This is a genomic window from Oceanobacillus timonensis, assembly GCF_900166635.1.
Taxonomy (GTDB): domain Bacteria; phylum Bacillota; class Bacilli; order Bacillales; family Amphibacillaceae; genus Oceanobacillus; species Oceanobacillus timonensis.
On sequence record NZ_LT800497.1, the window covers coordinates 1773052 to 1791398 of the forward strand.

Annotated in this window: 17 protein-coding genes and 1 pseudogene; 15 read left to right on the plus strand and 3 right to left on the minus strand. The window is 36.9% G+C overall.

All coding sequences use genetic code 11. The features are described 5' to 3' along the window. Nucleotides 1-59 precede the first annotated feature (59 nt). On the minus strand, nucleotides 60-1280 hold the full coding sequence (locus B7E05_RS08625) for a dicarboxylate/amino acid:cation symporter (protein ID WP_080873811.1): 1221 nt from the start codon (nucleotides 1278-1280) through the stop codon (nucleotides 60-62). A 349-nt stretch (nucleotides 1281-1629) separates the two neighbouring features. On the opposite strand from B7E05_RS08625, the gene B7E05_RS08630 reads away from it, so the two are divergent. The 7 genes and pseudogenes from B7E05_RS08630 (at nucleotide 1630) to B7E05_RS08655 (ending at nucleotide 7727) form a co-directional block, all read left to right on the plus strand. Further along, entirely contained in the window at nucleotides 1630-2280 is a 651-nt protein-coding gene (locus B7E05_RS08630) for an SDR family oxidoreductase (RefSeq protein WP_080873812.1), read from the plus strand. Between the two features lie 582 nt (nucleotides 2281-2862). After that, the gene (locus B7E05_RS08635; RefSeq protein WP_080873813.1) at nucleotides 2863-4122 is read left to right on the plus strand and encodes an MFS transporter; all 1260 of its coding nucleotides are present in this window, start codon (nucleotides 2863-2865) and stop codon (nucleotides 4120-4122) included. Nucleotides 4123-4198: 76 nt separating this feature from the next. Next, nucleotides 4199-5098 carry a PhzF family phenazine biosynthesis protein gene (locus B7E05_RS08640; protein WP_080873814.1) on the plus strand — a complete coding sequence of 300 codons (900 nt, stop codon included), beginning with the start codon at nucleotides 4199-4201 and terminating at the stop codon, nucleotides 5096-5098. A gap of 63 nt (nucleotides 5099-5161) precedes the next feature. Next, a pseudogene (locus tag B7E05_RS08645) lies at nucleotides 5162-5639 on the plus strand (GNAT family N-acetyltransferase). A 379-nt stretch (nucleotides 5640-6018) separates the two neighbouring features. Beyond that, nucleotides 6019-6192 (plus strand): hypothetical protein, encoded by a 174-nt coding sequence (locus tag B7E05_RS22110; RefSeq protein ID WP_179134494.1) that lies wholly within the window; start codon nucleotides 6019-6021, stop codon nucleotides 6190-6192. Then, nucleotides 6167-6694, plus strand: a complete 528-nt coding sequence (locus B7E05_RS08650) for a GrpB family protein (protein WP_179134495.1) — start codon at nucleotides 6167-6169, stop codon at nucleotides 6692-6694. Before B7E05_RS22110 ends, B7E05_RS08650 begins: the two co-directional genes overlap by 26 nt. Nucleotides 6695-6854: 160 nt before the next feature. Further along, nucleotides 6855-7727, plus strand: a complete 873-nt coding sequence (locus B7E05_RS08655; RefSeq protein WP_179134496.1) for a DNA-3-methyladenine glycosylase family protein — start codon at nucleotides 6855-6857, stop codon at nucleotides 7725-7727. A 110-nt stretch (nucleotides 7728-7837) separates the two neighbouring features. Here B7E05_RS08655 and B7E05_RS08660 read toward each other — a convergent pair whose 3' ends face one another. Beyond that, complete coding sequence (locus B7E05_RS08660) at nucleotides 7838-9106, minus strand: aspartate aminotransferase type Ic (protein WP_080873817.1); 1269 nt, start codon at nucleotides 9104-9106, stop codon at nucleotides 7838-7840. A 443-nt stretch (nucleotides 9107-9549) separates the two neighbouring features. Here B7E05_RS08660 and B7E05_RS08670 point away from each other — a divergent pair, with 443 nt between their 5' ends. The 6 genes from B7E05_RS08670 to B7E05_RS08695 all read left to right on the plus strand — a co-directional run bounded on the left by B7E05_RS08670 (nucleotide 9550) and on the right by B7E05_RS08695 (nucleotide 15682). After that, the gene (locus tag B7E05_RS08670) at nucleotides 9550-10245 is read left to right on the plus strand and encodes an SDR family NAD(P)-dependent oxidoreductase (protein WP_080873819.1); all 696 of its coding nucleotides are present in this window, start codon (nucleotides 9550-9552) and stop codon (nucleotides 10243-10245) included. Nucleotides 10246-10452: 207 nt separating this feature from the next. Continuing rightward, nucleotides 10453-10752, plus strand: a complete 300-nt coding sequence (locus B7E05_RS08675) for a DNA-binding protein (protein ID WP_080873820.1) — start codon at nucleotides 10453-10455, stop codon at nucleotides 10750-10752. A gap of 79 nt (nucleotides 10753-10831) precedes the next feature. Then, the gene (locus B7E05_RS08680) at nucleotides 10832-11044 is read left to right on the plus strand and encodes a DUF3923 family protein (protein ID WP_080873821.1); all 213 of its coding nucleotides are present in this window, start codon (nucleotides 10832-10834) and stop codon (nucleotides 11042-11044) included. A 226-nt stretch (nucleotides 11045-11270) separates the two neighbouring features. Beyond that, a complete protein-coding gene (locus B7E05_RS08685) occupies nucleotides 11271-12278 on the plus strand; it encodes a ketoacyl-ACP synthase III (RefSeq protein WP_080873822.1) in 1008 nt (335 codons plus the stop codon). Nucleotides 12279-12624: 346 nt separating this feature from the next. Beyond that, nucleotides 12625-14067 carry an MDR family MFS transporter gene (locus B7E05_RS08690; protein WP_080873823.1) on the plus strand — a complete coding sequence of 481 codons (1443 nt, stop codon included), beginning with the start codon at nucleotides 12625-12627 and terminating at the stop codon, nucleotides 14065-14067. 211 nt (nucleotides 14068-14278) lie between these two features. Continuing rightward, nucleotides 14279-15682 carry an MDR family MFS transporter gene (locus B7E05_RS08695; RefSeq protein ID WP_080873824.1) on the plus strand — a complete coding sequence of 468 codons (1404 nt, stop codon included), beginning with the start codon at nucleotides 14279-14281 and terminating at the stop codon, nucleotides 15680-15682. Between the two features lie 28 nt (nucleotides 15683-15710). Here the strand turns inward: B7E05_RS08695 and B7E05_RS22115 are convergent, their stop codons facing one another. After that, nucleotides 15711-15881 (minus strand): hypothetical protein, encoded by a 171-nt coding sequence (locus B7E05_RS22115; protein WP_179134497.1) that lies wholly within the window; start codon nucleotides 15879-15881, stop codon nucleotides 15711-15713. A gap of 593 nt (nucleotides 15882-16474) precedes the next feature. Here B7E05_RS22115 and B7E05_RS08705 point away from each other — a divergent pair. Both B7E05_RS08705 and map read left to right on the plus strand, forming a co-directional pair. Beyond that, nucleotides 16475-17068, plus strand: coding sequence for an AAA family ATPase (locus B7E05_RS08705; RefSeq protein ID WP_080873826.1), 594 nt, complete (start codon nucleotides 16475-16477; stop codon nucleotides 17066-17068). 40 nt (nucleotides 17069-17108) lie between these two features. Beyond that, on the plus strand, nucleotides 17109-17849 hold the full coding sequence (gene map, locus B7E05_RS08710; RefSeq protein WP_080873827.1) for a type I methionyl aminopeptidase: 741 nt from the start codon (nucleotides 17109-17111) through the stop codon (nucleotides 17847-17849). The last annotated feature ends 498 nt before the right edge of the window (nucleotides 17850-18347 follow it).

The following is an 18347-nucleotide window of genomic DNA, read 5'->3' on the forward strand; positions in this document are numbered from 1 at the left end:
CCAATAAAGGGTTACTTGACTCTTATTTTATTAAAATTATCAAAAAGACCGATTATTTCTCACTCATCCTGCAATTCACTGCCCTGACGATTTTCCCACTGCTGCAACAGACTAGCATTCGCAGTATTTCCAAAAACATTCAAAAGGGTGCGGAATCCTTCTGTTACCCGGTCAATCCCCGCAACAATTGCAATTCCTTCTAAAGGAAGATTTGCTGCTGATAGCACGGTGGTCATCATAATAATCCCAGCCCCCGGTACTCCTGCAGTACTAAATGAGACAAGCAAAGCACTCAAAAAAACAGCGATTACAAGTCCTGCTGTTAGATCGACGCCAAATAATTGTGCAACAAAGATGGCATTAAATCCTTGTAAAATACCCGCACCGTCCCTTTTTAGAGCTGTTCCGAATGGAATGGCAAATCCGGATAAATCACTTTGCAAACCGATTCTCTTGGCTCCATTTAAGGCAAGGGGCAAAGCTGCATTGGAACTGGCTGTACCAAATGCTAGCGTAAAAGCGGATCCGAATCCTTGGAAAAAGCTTTTTGGTTTTATGCCAGCGAAAAATAAAATCAAAACATATATACCGACCATAAGAATAATTGCTACAATCAAACCGAGCATATAGACAGCCAGATTGCCGATAATACCAAACCCCTGTGTTGCTACCACGGAGGTAATTAAGGCAAAAACCCCATATGGAGCAATTTTTAATACAAGCTGCAGTATTTTCTGCACAATCTCGTACATACTCTCCACAACATTCAAAAAGGGACGTGTTTGTTCTTCTTTCAGCAGATTAATCGCTGAACCTACAAGGGCAGCAATGACGATAACCTGTAAAAGGTTTCCTGTTGCTAATGCTTCAAATGGGTTGGAAGGGAAAATACCCACAAGCCATTCAATGAAAGAGTATCCTTCATCACTTGATGCTTCGCCTGTAGCAATTGCTTCTGCATTATTACCAGGTCGAATGATGAGTGCGACAACAATGCCTAAAGCGATAGCAACAGCAGAAGTCACGATGTAGAGACTCATTAACTTCGTTGTATATCGAGCAATATATCCAGTTCCTCTTAACTGCGTGATGCCCATAATCAAAGCTGCAAAAACGAGGGGGACAACAATCAATTGAATTGCTCGTAAAAATATGTCACCGGCAGGCTGCAATAAATACTGATCGAGCGGATCTACCCAGGCCGGAGCAAGCCAGTTCAGCAAACCTCCAAATAGCACTCCCACTCCCAAAGCAAGAAAGATTTTATTTGATAAAGACATTCTCCACACTTCCTTTTATTTTATTAAATTTTATTATGCATTATATATTAGCATATTAAGTTTATAATTCCTATCGTTTTAGTATGTAATTACGTGCGGGTTTGTTTGTAAATAGTTTTATCCATTTTAATAATACTTCGCTATTTACATACTGGTGTAATGGACCAATTGCTATTTGATTTACAAGCACCAGATAGGTAGGAAGAATCCAAGTTTGAAATGGATGAATTGATTGTTGGGTTTAAACAAAGGATTCATGGTTAAGATGTTAATCAATCCAATTATTTAACATCTCCTCTCCAAACCTTTACAATAAAAAGAGAGAAGTCAAAAAGAAAGGGTGAGTGTTTTGAATATCTTAGTAGTTGGAGCAAATGGACAGATAGGTAAACATCTAGTCAAGTTGATTCAAGAAAACGGAGATCAGGCACGTGCGTTTATTCGTAAGCAAGAACAGGCCGATTACTTTAAAGATTTAGGTGCTGAAGTTGCCGTTACGAACTTAGAAGATGAAGTCGATACGATTGCCAAAGCAGCAGAGGGCGTTGATGCGGTTGTATTCACAGCTGGATCTGGTTCTGAAACTGGAAAGGATAAAACCCTGATGATTGACTTGGACGGCGCAGTGAAAACCATTCAAGCAGCAGAAAAAGCAAATGTGAAACGTTTTGTTATGATTAGTTCATTCGATACGAGCCGGGAAGCGATTCAATCTGCTCCCGAATCGTTTGCACCATACGTCGTAGCAAAACATTATGCAGATGAATGGCTGATAAATAGCGATTTAGATTATACGATTATTCATCCGGGGTTATTAACAAATGAACCTGGTACCAATCAAGTAAATCTTGGAGCTAATGTGGAGCGGGGAGAAGTACCTCGGGAAGATATTGCAAAAGTGATTTATACGAGCTTGAAAAATGATGCAACTATCGGCAAAAGATTCCGTGCAGTGGGTGGACAAACTTCTGTAGAAGAAGCCGTACAGTCGGTAAAATAATAAGAGAATTCACCCCTATTAAGTATAATTTTTCTATACTACAAGAAGACCTATGCGTATCTTTTGATATGCATAGGTCTTCTTAAAATATAGTGAGTATTCGCGCTTCGTATACAGGCTCCTTAACGCTTTTTTCTCAACAAATGAAGTTCCTTAACCGCTTTTTTAAATTGTACCTGCCAATACAATTTTCTCAAATACATGCCTGCTAATATAAATAATGATGCTATAAGGATTGTAATCAGAAGTGTATATTGATTCCATATTTAAATATAGGTAGAATGGAAGAAGTACTTTTGTATCTATTCATTCGATGGCTAGATGATTAAATTGAAACCGAATACATTGATGAAATAAAATCTTAGAATGGATACAATCTGATATGCATAGAATGATTTTATTGACAATAAGGGGTTAAATAAAAATGAATCCAATCTAAAATTTTCTCCGTTCAATGATATGACTAATTTTGAACAGGGAGATGATGAAAAAATAAAGTAAGAATTTATGCGGACAGGAAAATTATTTCATACCAACTGTTAGAATCGAAGCAGTTTATCTCCCTTATCTAATAAGGAGAGAATGACATTGAAGCCATTACTAATTAACAGAAATTTTAAATATATGTGGGGGTCAGAATTCCTTTCTATTTTAAACGGAAGGTTTAGGGAGTTAGTGATTCCTTTGATTGTATTAGGGTTAACCAGTTCACCGTTAGTTACAGCACTGGTGGCTTTGTCGCAGCAAGTTGGCACGATTTTATTTGCTATACCAATTGGAACATGGGTAGAGAATAAGCATAAGGTTCGGGTCGCTGCTACTTGTCATTTTTTATACGGATTAAGTATTTTTACACTTGCTTTCCTTTTAGCTACAAAAAATGTGAATGCCGTTATTATTGCTTTTTTGTTATTTGTCATGGGATTACTTGCATTAATTAGCCGAACGGCGTTTACTTCAATGATTCCTGGGATTGCCGGCAGGGAGAACTTGTTAAAAGCACATACAAATATCGAAGCTGCTGATGCCATTGCAATTGTAATTGGTCCTGCATTGGGTGGAATATTATTAGCAAAAACAGGTTCAGTTTTAACATTGATTATATGTGCAACTTTATCTCTTTTATCTACTATGTTGGTTGCTATGATTCGCAATAAGGCAGATTTTAAGAAAGCAGAAAGGGAAGTTTCAAAGAAAAGTAAATTCCATACTTTTTTAGAAAGAACATTAGAAGGTTTGCAGATTTTGATAGCTAATCCACAACAATTGATTAGCACATTAGCAATGTGTATATTAGGATTTACAACAGTATATATTACATTAACTACTATATTTTATGCACAAATAACCATGGAACTATCAGAGGAACGAATTGGGATCTTATTATCAAGTGCAGGTGTGGGTAATATTGCAGGTATCTTATTGATAAATAAATGTAAAAATAAAAATTGGGTTACACTGATTTGTATTTTAATGATTATTTCTGGAATAGGTATATTAATGATGACCGTTGCAAATGCGTTTATCATGATGTGTTTAGGAATGGCCATTTTTGATTGCACGCTTTCCATGGCTTTTATTGTCCAAGGCGCTGTCCATCAGGGGATTACGCCAGATGAATTTTTAACAAGAGTTAGAAGCTCCACCTATGTTATAGGAGGGCTGATAACAATGGCTGGTACTTTTTTGGCAGGCGCTATCCCTGAATTATTTACTGGTAAAATGGCATTAATCATTGGGACTTTGATTCTTTTGATTCCAGCATTTATCATCCTGCGTTTCGGAAAATATGGTGTAAAATTAAGCAAGATAGAGCCAATTCACCAGAATAAGATAGTATGAATGAAATAGCCTGCAAAAGTGATTGATGAATATATTGTTTTATCAAGACCTTTAGCAGGCTTTGAGGAGGAATATCATGACATCCGTAAAAGTATATCACTATGATGCATTTAGTAAAGAGCCTGGCAAAGGAAACCCGGCCGGAGTAGTTCTAAATGGAGATGAACTGACAGAGGAGCAAATGCAGGAAACGGCTTCCCAGGTAGGATTTAATGAAACAGCATTTCCGGTTAGATCAGAAGTAGCGGATGTTGGCATCCGTTTTTTCACACCTGGGCATGAAATGAATTTATGTGGACACGCAACCATGGCAACAGTGTATGCGTTAAAAACAAAGGGTTTATTAGGTGAAAAAACAGCATTAACGATTGAAACAAGAGCAGGGATTTTACCTGTAAAGCTACATTCCACTGCTGAAAACGAAATCACGATAACAATGAATCAGGCAGCACCGAAATTTGAAGCATTCCATGGTTCTAAAAAGCATTTAGCTCACTCGATGGGGATAGAGGAAGAGGATATACATGATAACTTACCTATTTTATATGGAAGCACAGGTACGTGGACGTTGTTAATTCCTATTAACAATTTAGAAGCTTTTCATAGAATGAATCCAAATAATAAGGACTTCCCTGCAATTTTAAAGGAAATGCCTACATCATCTGTTCATCCATTTTGTATCGAAACGTATAATGCAGAAGCTGATATGCATGCCCGACATTTTTCCTCTCCATATTCAGGGACTTTGGAGGATGCCGTAACAGGAACAGCTTCAGGAGTAATGGGTGCTTACTATGCTGAGTACATAAGGAAAGACAAGAAAGATGTTATGAAACTAGTGGTAGAACAAGGGAAGGAAATTGGAAAAGATGGCAGGGTAGGCGTCCGAATTTCTAGAAGTAATGCGTCCTATGATGTCCAAGTTAGGGGAAATGCTGTGTTTGTGGAAGATTTTGATATAATGTTAGAAAATTAGAAATTTGTGAAAAAGAAACTAAATGAATCTGTTAGGAATTGATAGTGTTAAAGGAGAAATATGATGCAAATGATATCGTCTGAACAATTATCAGAAGACAAGATTTATGACTTTTTTAATAAACAATGGGGAAGTCCGAAAATGGTTATTTCCAGTGGCATTTTTGATTGTACGAAATTAGAAGGATTTGCCATGTTAAATTACGGACAGAGCAATCATTGGCTATATTACATTTATTATTTCTGATAATGAGTGTGAAATTATTTCTTTAGATAGTTTAGAGGAAGGCAAAGGTATTGGGACAGCCTTAGTTCAAAAAGTAGAAGGTGCTGCAAAAGAGAAACACTGTCAAAATGTGAAACTGATAACGACAAATGATAATGTGCATGCATTAGGTTTTTATCAGAAGCGAGGATATGGGTTAGCAGCTTTGTTTCAAGGAGCTATTGAAAAAGCTAGAGAATGGAAGCCGGAAATCCCGCAAGTAGGAAATGGCGGGATTCCGATTCGTGATGAAATCCTTCTTTCTAAAAGATTGTAAAGCGATAGGTAAGTTGGGAAAATACCTCTTGCATACGATGAATATCATGAATATCAAGGAGTGATTATTTTGATGAAAACCATGGATAATAGAGGAGAAGCACATGAGTAGATGCTAATTATGGTTGCATTATTATTCCTGATTACTTTCAAGAAAATAAAAAAGATAGAGAGATATAAAGCGAAACTTCCTTCAGTGGGAGCTCTTTTATTCTCACTGAAGGTAAGTTGAACGAATCGGACCGTTACTGGCTGTTGGATCTCCCGCGTAGAATTTTTCGGTTCTTCTCCATTCTTGAAGTGGGAGTCTTAAAGCCAGTTACACTGCAATAAAAATAAATTAAAAGGAACTTTCATTGCATATTAGAGAGGGAAGACGAATGATTTTAGATTTAAAAGGTTCTTCTAAAATGGACCCTGTTGTAAGTATGCTTTATGCAGCTCTCGAAAGTAATTATCATCGGTTAAAATTCAACTTCGTAAATGGTTTAAAGAAGAGGGAGTTAATAAATGGAATGGAGGAGACCGATGCATTTAGGATTAAAAAGAAATGAAGTCAAGTTAGTTCCTCATGATGAAGAATGGTCAGCTGAATTTGTATGCATACAAGAACAAATCAAAAATGTTTTAAATGTAGATGAAGAAACTATTCAGCATATAGGAAGTACCGCCATTCAGGATATTAGCGCTAAGCCTGTGATCGATATTCTATTAGGAGTAGAAAACATCCACCAAGTAGAAGCGAAAACGTTTAAGGGGTTACAGACAATTGGATTTTATCGATTAAAAGTAGAAAGAGAAAATGAAATTATTTTAGCAAAATTTACAGACGGTACATTTCTTGAAAAAACACATTATATCCATATGACGGACATCAATGGAGTGAAGTGGAGAAATCTTCTGTATTTTAGGGATGCTTTAAATGCAGACGCTCCACTTAGACGGGAATATGAGCATTTGAAACAAGCTCTTATGACAAAGAAGGGCATGGAAATTATTAAATATACGGATGAAAAAGAAAGTTTTGTTAATAAGGTGCTTAGCATGAAAAAATAATTTCGTTTTCAAAACACTTCTTTGTAATATAAACGAAATATTGGAGCACACGGAATTAAAGTTTCCTCCAATAGTTGAAATGATGTATACTGCTTTTGATTTTTTGTACGGCAGACGATATCTTGATATAAATGAGCCCGTTAGTCAGGAGGAAATCATATTGAAGAAGGTCATTACATTACCTGAAAAATTCAATTTTCATGCTACTGCTACAGATCATGGGTGGTATTTATTATCGCCTTTTTATCATAATAAGGATGAAAATACGCTGAGCAGAGTGGAAAAATTAGCGACTGGTAAAATCGTTCTGCTTCATATCAAACAAGATCAAGATACATTGATTATAGAAATAGGGGATAAGAAAACGTTAACGAGAAAAGAAAGTGAAGAGGTTATTCGCAAAGTGAACTGGATGTTCCGTTTAGATGAAGACTTTAGTACTTTTTATAAAATGTGTAGCGCTGACCAGGATATGCAGGAAATCGTAACAGAGAATAGAGGAAGACTATTACGCTCCCCGAGCATCTTTGAAGATATTGTAAAGACCATTCTTACCACAAATACGACTTGGAGCCGGACCATGGCAATGACAACAAATTTTGTGACTCTTTTAGGAGACAGATATTCGGAAGCTTCGGAACTATTTACGTTTCCTGAACCGGAGGCTGTTTTGAAAAAGGAAAAGTCTTTTTTAAACCAAGACGTAAAATTAGGATATAGAAGTGATTATATTCATGAACTCGCATTTCAGTTATGCAATGATGCGTATGATTTAGAGGAGCTCGCAAATCCGGAAATGCCAACCGAAGATGTCGTTCATAAACTGAAAGAGATTAGAGGGGTCGGACCTTATGCGCTTAGTATTATTTTAATGTTGTTAGGACGGTATGATTATTTACCTGTAGATAGCGAATTTAAAAAGCATGTAAAGCATAAATATTTCGCTGGGGAACTTCCTCCCCAATCGCAATTACAACAGTTATATAAAGAATGGGGAGCGTTTAAATTCTTGGCTTATTGGTTTGATCGTTAATATGAATATGTTTGGATCTAATGGTCGGGAAGGAATGACCAAATATTAAATACTGGTTGGTTAAATAACAAGCCATTTGTCATCTAAACAGACAAATGGCTTGTGGCATATTATAAGAATTTCTCTGTACTTACAAGGATAATACAAATACATAACACGTCGATTGCTTTTTCCACTTCTTCCAGCGAAGGGAAAGAAGGTGCTATGCGAATATTTCTATCTCTCGGATCCTTTCCATATGGGAATGCTGCTCCGGCACCTGTTAAAGTGACGCCAGCTTCTTTGGCAAGACTGATTACTTCAGAAGCACAATTATCCATTGTATTCAAGCTGATAAAATAGCCCCCGTCAGGTTCTGTCCATGTTGCAATATCATGGGCGTCCAGTTTGGAATGAAGTATTTCTATGACCGTATCGAATTTAGGCTTCATAATTTCGGCATGCTTTTTCATGTGTTCCAACATATTGTCATAGTTCTTGAAAAAGCGGACGTGACGCAACTGGTTTACTTTGTCAGGACCGATTGTCTGTACACTTAATTGTTGTTTAATAAAGTTGATATTTTCTTTGCTTGCTGCCACTACAGCGACACCGGATCCCGGGAAAGTCATTTTGGAAGTGGATGCAAACATAAACACTCTGTCTGGATTGCCATGTTTCTTACATGCTTCCAAAATATTTTTTAATCTTGGAGGTTGATCTGTAAGATTATGAATGGCATAAGCGTTATCCCAGAATATTTTAAAATCCGTGGCTTTCGTTTCCATTTTTGCTAAACGCTCTACGACATCGTCACTGTAAGTGATACCTTCAGGGTTACTGTATTTTGGGACGCTCCACATTCCTTTGATGGACGCATCGTTCCGAACGAGTTCTTCCACTTTGTCCATATCCGGACCGTCTTCCAACATATCCACAGAAATCATTTCAATATCGTATTGCTCACAGATTGTAAAATGTCTGTCGTAACCAGGAACAGGACAGATAAATTTCACTTTATCTTCTGTATTCCAAGGCGTTTCACTATCGATCACACCTTTAATTAATGCTTTTGAAATAAGGTCATGCATGATGTTCAGGCTTGCATTGCCTCCGATGAGAATCTCTTCTGTATCAACTTCCAGCAGTTTTTTGAACAATGCTTTTGCTTCTGGTATACCATCTACCATTCCATAATTTAGAATCGAATAGTTATCGCCAATATTTTCAGAATTGACGCTGTCTAACAGCCCCAATGATAATTCTAGTTGTTCAGCACTTGGTTTTCCTCTAGCCATATTTAATGATAGATTTTGTTGCTTAATCGCATCAAATTCTTTCTTTGTTTTATCATGAAGATTCTGCAGACTGGAATAATCCAGCTGTTGTAACGTGCTCATCTTATCCCTCCGACATAGTTAACTTGATTTTTTCTCTTGTTAATTATTTTATTTCATTCATTTAGAATTGCAAGGGAAAACATGATAAGTTCACAAATCTATTTCATTGTATATCATTTTTTCTTTGATTTGTTGAATAATTGAAACATTTCTCCGTTGTTTTTCGTAAATAATGGTAACAACAATAAAAGGGAATGGTTATTTTATGAATGATTGGTGGGAAAAGAAGAAATCAAAAACAAGGAAGAGCAAAAAGCCAAAAGGGGATTATACTAAAACAGATTTTTTTCTAGATATTTTATTTTGGATTCCTGAAGTTATCATATTTCCGATTCGGATTCTTTTTTGGTTATTAAGAGGTTTGTTACGGTGGGTAATTGATGTAAATTAAAAGAGACAGAAGTATGAAACTAAAAATATATGTTTTAAAGGAGATTTAAAAGATGATCCATAATAAGACAATGATAGTAACTGGTGCAGCTTCTGGGATTGGTAAAGAAGTAGTTCTGCAATGCTTAGAAGAGGGGGCTTCTGTTATCGCATGTGATAGAAATAAAGAAGCTTTAGATAAGTTGCAACATATTACAGCTATCCCGGATAAATTATATACATATTCGTTAGACGTAAGCGACTATGCCGACGTTTCTGCTTTTTTTCAATATATTGATCAAGAATATTCGCGTTTAGACGGTTTAATTAATAATGCAGGTATTTATTTAGCGAAGAATATAGTTGACTATCAAGTTGATGAAATAGATAAGGTATTGGATGTGAATATTAAGGGAGCTATCTACTTTTCAACGTTTTTTGGAGAAAAATTACTTCAAGAGCAAGACCAAGGAGTAATTGTCAATATGTCATCCGTTGCAGGTATGGAAGGAAGTTCAGATGCTATTTATGGAACCTCAAAGGCTGCTATTCTGGGATTAACGAAAAGTTGTGCAATGAATTTTTCTCCGTACGTTCGAGTGAATGCTGTTGCTCCCACAATGGTTGATACATCGATGATGGAAGTCATCCCTTCGTGGAGAAAAGATGACTATTTACATAATGAATTGATTCATACGCCTGTAACTGCAAAGGACGTTGCTGAAACAGTCATGTTTTTATTATCTGATAAGTCCAAACATTATACATGATCCACCTTTGATATAAATAATGGGGGCTATTTGAGATAAGAGACAAAAGAAAGAAGCAAAAATAAATAAAAAGAAGAGAACATTGTGCAAGAAGCATAATTGCATGGAAGGCTTTACGAAGTAGGCATGAGGATATTGTATATAGATCCGATTAGATATATTTTGAAAACTTCAATGAAGACTTGAAAAAGACAGGAGGAAGATCAAATGGAAATAGAAATATCAGGTTTAGGATTTGGTTTTGTTGTATTAGCTATTGGATTAGCAGTGATGGGGTATTTTATTGGAAAAGGATTGCAAAATTTTGGCCGTCCGGAAGCTAACAAAGAATACCATACCTTCATCAGAGAGAGTGATTTGGAATTTTACGTTAACCTCGATAAAGAAGAATTGGAAGAATTATTAAGCAAGTATCCGGATGCTCCTAAAGTAGAGTTAAATGGAACAACCTATTATCCATATGCCCAATTTTTGGAGTGGATTTCCTCTAAAGAAATGTACAGATAATAATAGGTTTGGATTTAATAAATTTACATCGTTATAAATGCATTTCAAATAAAAATGGTTTAGACAGGTGATACATATGATGAAAATTTGGTGGATGACAAGTATTAGTTGGTTACTATTATTTATAGTGGCAGCCATTGTTATTGGCGTTCGAAATGTAGATGGAACTGGAGTAGTACAGACTCCGGAATTAAGACTGTTTGCATTTATTGTTTTAGGCGGTTTTTTTGTCGTTGTATTGATAGGACAATTGGTATTTTTGTATTTTGCGAGGAAGAGAAAGCATGATTAGCCAGTGGGGGAGAGAATAAATTAGTTGTTGTGCATTACTAACTGCTTCATTTTTGATAAAATTTGAAGTGGGAGCTTTTCCGTTTCGTGACTCAGGCAACCTTTAAAGTTACAACTTCATTGAAATATAACATCTTTCAATTATTTCAGGAAGCTACCAATGTTTTTTTATGTTACAATTAGTACCAAGTAATAATACTAACTTCTAGTTATATTGGAGGGGTTTGATGATAGGAACAAGAGTTACTGCGATTGGAAGCTATGTACCGGAGAAAAAACTAACTAATTATGATCTTGAAGAAATGGTTGAGACAACAAATGATTGGATTGTTCAGAGGACAGGTATTCATGAACGAAGAATAGCACGTTCTGATGAATTCACGAGTGATTTATGCGTTTCTGCTGTAAAAGATTTAATGCACAGATATAATAAAACCGTAGAAGATGTCGATATGATTATGGTAGCAACAAGTACACCAGATTTTCCTTTTCCATCCGTTGCCAGTATCATACAGAATCGTTTGAACATCACGCAGGCTGGAGCAATCGATTTGAGTGCAGCATGTGCAGGATTTGTTTATGGGCTACATACTGCGCATAGTTTCATTCAATCCGGTCTTCATCAAAAAGTGCTTGTGATTGGAGTAGATACACTGTCAAAAATAACAGACTACACAGATAGAAGCACTTGTATTCTATTTGGGGATGCTGCCGGGGCCGTTTTAGTAGAAAAAGAAGAAGAGTCCACTGATTTTATCGGATCTCATTTGGGCAGTGATGGAAGTGCCGCACAGCATGTCTATCAAACGAGCCTAGCGAATAAGGTAAATGATGTAGAACTAGTGGATACGCAATATCTTGTCCAAAATGGAAGAGAAGTTTTCAAGTGGGTGGTAAGAAATGTACCGAAAAGTGTTCGTCACCTTTTGGAAAAAGCAGAAACCAGCATGGACGAAGTGGATTGGTTTATTCCGCATAGTGCGAATCTGAGATTGATTGAACCGATTTGTGAAAAAATTGGACATCCAATTGAAAAAACCCTTTATAGTCTTGAAAAGTTTGGAAATACTTCCGCGGCAACGATTCCTTTAGCGCTGGATCTTGGAATCCGGGAAGGAAAAGTTCACAATGGAGATCAGGTGCTTATGTATGGGTTTGGTTCTGGATTAGTGCATGCAGGGCAGCTATTAAAGATACATTTTGATGAACAAGTCAATACACCTGCACCACTGTAAGTTCATTATTGCAGGAAAAAAGAGAAGGATTTTTGTGATGAAGTCATCTGCAAAAATCCTTTTTGTATGTACATTTATTGAAAGGTGTCACCTTTTTTATGTTTCTCAAGACTGTATTTTGTACAATGACGCAGTGAAAATAGTCTAAGAAGAATAATGCCAAATGGCAGTATATCTATGAAGTTCATTTTTATAATCTATTACATATCGTAATTCGTATTTCTTTAAATCGAATATTTTAGTAACCATTTCCAATTATAGATATGAATGGGAATTGTGATAAAAAACACAATCGTCGACAAAACAAAATGAATCATGTAAGATAGTTTCTATTGTAATTTGTTGTATGAAAGAAGGTGACCACTCGAAAGTGCAATCATTTAATAAAACACCCATCATTATTGTACTTCTTATAGGTGGGTTTATTTCAATTTTAAACCAGACAACGATGATTACCGCAATTCCACCGATTATGGAAGAAATGAATGTGAGTGCTAATACTGGGCAATGGCTGACAACAGTTTTTATGCTTGTTAACGGCGTGATGATACCTGTTACGGCGTTTTTAATGGAACGATTCACGACAAGGCAGCTATTTATTACTGCGATGACTGTGTTTGCTGTCGGTACAGCTTTTTCTGCCCTTGCCCCTAACTTTGAGATGTTGCTTTTGGGCAGGACCATTCAATCTAGTGGAGCGGGCGTCATCATGCCGTTGATGCAGACTGTATTTTTATTACTTTTCCCTGTGCAAAACCGCGGGGTAGCGATGGGGCTCGTCGGGCTTGTGATTTCCTTTGCTCCGGCAATTGGACCTGCTTTGTCCGGATGGGTTATTACTACATTTTCTTGGCGTGCCGTATTTTTAATCATCCTTCCTATTGCAATCATTGTCATTTTGGTCGCTGCAAAAGTGATGAAAAACGTTACAGAATTGACGTATCCGAAAATGGATATTATATCGATTATTTTATCATCTTTCGGTTTTGGCGGATTTTTATATGGATTTACAAGTGCGGGCAACAATGGCTGGGGAAGTATGATTACCATTACCACGCTCGTTGTCGGCGTTGTAGCTCTGACAGGATTTATATTCAGACAGTTACGTATGAAGACGCCTATGCTGGAATTCAGGGTTTTTAAAAATCCTATCTTCACATTGTCAACGATTATTCCGATGATTGCGTTTATGGGACTGATTGGTACAGAAACTCTGGTCCCGCTCTATATGCAAAACGGGCGTAGTTTTACAGCGATGGAAGCAGGGATTGCGCTTCTTCCCGGCGCACTTGTGAATGGGATGATGTCTCCGATTACTGGTCGCATATTTGATCATTTCGGGGCAAAATGGCTCTCGGTTATTGGACTTACGATTATTACCGTTTCTACATTCTTCTTTTCCAATCTGGGGCCATCTACATCCATGCTCATGATTACGATTTTGTACGCGATTCGAATGTTTGGCTTGTCTATGGTTATGATGCCTGTAACAACAGCCGGTTTAAATCAGCTTCCAAGAGAGTTGATTCCGCATGGGACAGCAATGACGAACACCATGCGTCAGGTTTCAGCGTCCATTGGAACGGCTATCGTCATTACTGTAATGACGACAACGGAAATATCTGCGGAAATCAATCCTGATATAGCCTATCCAATGATTCACGGTGTTAATGTAGCCTTTATGGTTATTACAGTACTTTCCCTTGTCGGTATTGTGCTCAGCTTTTTTATCAAAAAGGGCCATTCCCCCGATCAAGAAGAAAGTCCTGTGTATCGTGAACAAAAATAGAACCTGAAACGGCGTCAAGGCCACTCTTGGCGTCGTTTTATGGTGATGTACGAAAGCTATCGTTTATTCATTCGGGAAAGAACATATGGAACATTTAAGGAGTTTATTTACACATTTTTGCGTATAAATAAGTTGATTTTTCATTTTATATATGATATTATCAAATATTGTCGCTTAGATGTAATTTTATTTGTAAGGAAGTTGGTATATAATGGAGAACGAAAAATCATTTGAACTAAGAAAATATATTCCGCTTTTTGCGGTATTACTATCAGGTGCTTTCGTTACTATTTTAAACCAGACGTTGCTTGGGACTGCACTCCCACCTATTATGAAAGATCTCAATTTAAGTGAGAGTACAGCACAATGGCTGCAGTCTGTTTTTATGCTCGTAAATGGTATTATGATTCCAATTACGGCTTTTTTAATTGATAAATTCACTACACGAAAGCTATTTATGACTGCAATGGGATTGTTCACTATCGGAACCTTTATTGCAGCAGTTTCACCGAACTTTACATTGTTATTGGTCGGACGGATTTTACAAGCTTCAGGTGCAGGTATTATGATGCCACTAATGCAAACAATCTTGTTTCTGACCTTCCCTGTCCATAGAAGAGGTACAGCGATGGGGCTATTTGGCCTTGTTATTGCATTTGCTCCGGCAATTGGTCCAAGTCTATCGGGCTGGCTCGTAGACCAGTTCCCTTGGCGCAGTGTATTTTATGTTGTACTGCCAATTGCCATTATCGATATGATTGCAGCTTACTTCTTATTAAAAAATGTGACGGAGCTGAAAAAACCAAAATTGGATGTTTTATCTGTCATCTTGTCGACGATTGGATTCGGTTCACTTCTATACGGATTCAGTGTCGCTGGTGATGCAGGATGGTTCAGTCTTCAAGTTGTATTAACGATGGTTATCGGTATTATTTCTCTCTACTGGTTCATCACAAGACAGCTGAAATTGAAAGAACCACTGCTCGAGTTCAGGGTGTTCAAACACGGTACATTCACACTGGCAACCATTCTAGGTATGTTTGTCTTTGCTGCGATGATTGGTACGAATGTTATTTTACCGTTATACATGCAGAATATGGTTGGATTCTCGGCTCTTGAATCTGGACTTGTATTATTACCAGGTGCCATTATAATGGGATTCTCTAACCCGATTACCGGTTATCTTTTTGATAGATTTGGAGGCAAATGGCTCGCTCGAGGCGGTCTGTTGCTTCTATCCGTAACAACTTTTGCGTTTACGAACTTATCTGCGGATACAAGTTTTGCCTATCTATCAACCATGAATGCGATTCGGATGATTTCCATTGCGATGGTTATGATGCCGATGACGACGTTGGCGTTGAACCAGTTGCCGAATGAATTGATTCCACATGGAACTGCGATGAATAACACCTTCCGTCAAGTGGCCGGTTCTGTAGGTACAGCGGTACTTGTCACCATCATGTCTACGACGAGTATACCGGCTGATGGTGTGAATGGCATTATTCATGGGGTGAACGTCTCCTTTATTGTAGCTGCAGTTATAGCTATTATTGGGTTCCTCCTTTCCTTTAGGTTAAAAGAAGAGGTGAAACCGGGAGATCGTGTTATGTAAGGTTATAGGAATGTTTTTGATTAAAGTATCAAGCGTCAAAACAGTTTATTGCTGTTTTGATGTTTGGTGCTTTTTTTCGATCATTGACAAACAGCGAAGATAGGATAGCAAAAGCTAAAAAAAAGGAAACTAGCAGTACAACAATAAATGTAAACCATTGTAAAATCATACTGGAAGATATAACGGATACAACTATCATGTTCGTCCTCCTATTCTTTAGTTATCTAATTTTATCAATAATACGATCGATATTATCGCCGTGAAAAGAGGCAATACATTTAAAGCTAGCAATTGGTACATCCTTAACCCTTCACTTACTGCAATTGGAAGAAAAAATCTCACTACTAAAAAAGCAGAAACACCACTCAGTGTAGGTAAGACAGCGATAAAATTCCGCTGTATTGCAGATGCTGGCGGGTCTTTGTAAATTTTCATTGCCACATATAAGGTTCCTAAAGCAACGAGGAGTAGCAGAATAGTCTGTAAATTTTCGTTGTCAATTCCATGTTTATCTTCTCTTAAATTCAGCCTAGCATAGATAAATTTGTACTGCAATTGCTGCTGAACTGGTATCATATACACAAGAGGGGAAGTCGAAAATATAATTGGTTATTAAATAGATATAGAAAAGCAGAACCAGTATTGGATTTTGAAATTCAAGGATTTGGCACAAATGATGATACATTAAAGTAGGGAATTTTAATCTACTGTATTTTTGCAATCATCTTAAATGCAATGTATCTGGGTGAATTTTGTTTTATATGAAAACAGTAGTACAAAGGGGACATATACATGATAATTTGGTTAAATGGAGCTTTTGGTTCAGGAAAAACAACGAGCGCATATGAATTAAAACGAAGACTGCCCAACTCATTTGTGTATGATCCAGAAAATATAGGTTATTTTATCCGTGAAAACATACCAAAGGAATTACATAAATCTAATTTTCAAGACCATGCGCATTGGAGAACATTTAATTATGAAATGTTAAAGTATATTGCTGATACATATAATGGTACGATTATTGTACCAATGACCATCTTTAATCCCCAATACTACGAGGAAATCATTCAAAAACTTATTGACAATGGCCATTCTGTAAGGCATTATATCCTATATGCTGATAAAAGCACCTTGTTAAAACGCTTGAATAAAAGGCTAGAACGAGGTGAAACGTGGACAAAGTCACAAATTGACCGCTGTATTCAAGTTTTTAATACAGAAATTACGGAAGAAAAAATAATTACGGACAATAAACGGATGGATACGGTTGTGGATGAAATCGCAAAACGGAGTAAAATAAGCCTTTTACCAGATAAAAGAACTTCCTTGAAAAAATGGGTTGATAGAGTAATTGTGTTAATGAAGCATATTAGACTTAAATGAAATACGAAATAAAAAATATGTTAAAAAGTGAGGATATGAAATGATTGCAAAGACAGAAGCGGATTTTAATGGATTAAAAGAAATCGGTAAGATTTGCGCGGAGATTCGAGATGAATTAGTCCAACGTGCTAAACCGGGAATGACGACGAAAGAACTGGATGATATGGCAGGAGCGATGTTTGAAAAAGCAGATGCTCAATCCGCCCCAAAAGGAGAATATGATTTCCCTGGGTATACATGTATCAGCGTAAATGAAGAAGTAGCGCATGGAATCCCGGGAAAGCGGACGATTCAAGAAGGAGATCTTGTTAATATTGATGTTTCAGGTTCCAAAAATGGTTATTTCGCAGATACTGGAATTTCGATTGTAGTCGGAAACGGAGAGGAAATCCTGCAAAAAATATGCGACGTTGCTAAAGAAGCATTTGATGCTGGCCTGAAGAAGGCAAAGCCGGGTTCGAAAAAAAGCGGTCTTGGAAAAGCGGTACACAATACAGCCAAACAAAATGAGTTAACCGTTATAACTAACCTTACGGGGCATGGCATTGGACGATCTATTCATGAAGCACCGGACCATATTTTCAATTATTACTCCCGCTGGGATGATGAAATTTTAAAAGATGGTATGGTGATTGCTTTTGAACCTTTTATCTCGACATTGGAAGAGGAAGTGTACCAGTCGGAAGATGGCTGGACTTTTCTGACAGATGAAAGCTTTGTGGCTCAATATGAGCATACGATTATTTTGACGAAGGAAGGACCGGTTATTACGACATTGTAAGAGGTGAATACTACTAAAAGGGCGCACTAATTGAATAAAAGTGCGCTTTTACTGTATTGAGTCAGATTTTGCAAATTTTATTTAATTAACAAAAGCGACCAAGATATATCGGAATCAAGATTGCTTTTAATACATTCAAATTCTATCTAAAAACAAAATGAAGTTACTACCTGCCCATAGAAAAATTCCTAATTGCGTCAGGATATAGACAGTTAGTTCAACAGACGTTAATTTTCTTTCCTTTTTGATTTTCTTAAAATGAAAATAATAGTAAATGGCACAAAACAATAAGACTGCTCCGGATAATTGGGATATGTTTTCTAATAAGCCAACCAATAAAAACTCCCTCTCTTTTTCACGTGTTCGCAGGTGGTAGAGTTTCTCAATCCCTTGAAATAGTACCATTGTATCAAAATATTTGTGAAATTTAAACGCAAATTAGTTTACCTATACGATGAAATCTTTTTTTATTTGAAGATCGCCCCTTATTTAAGATGA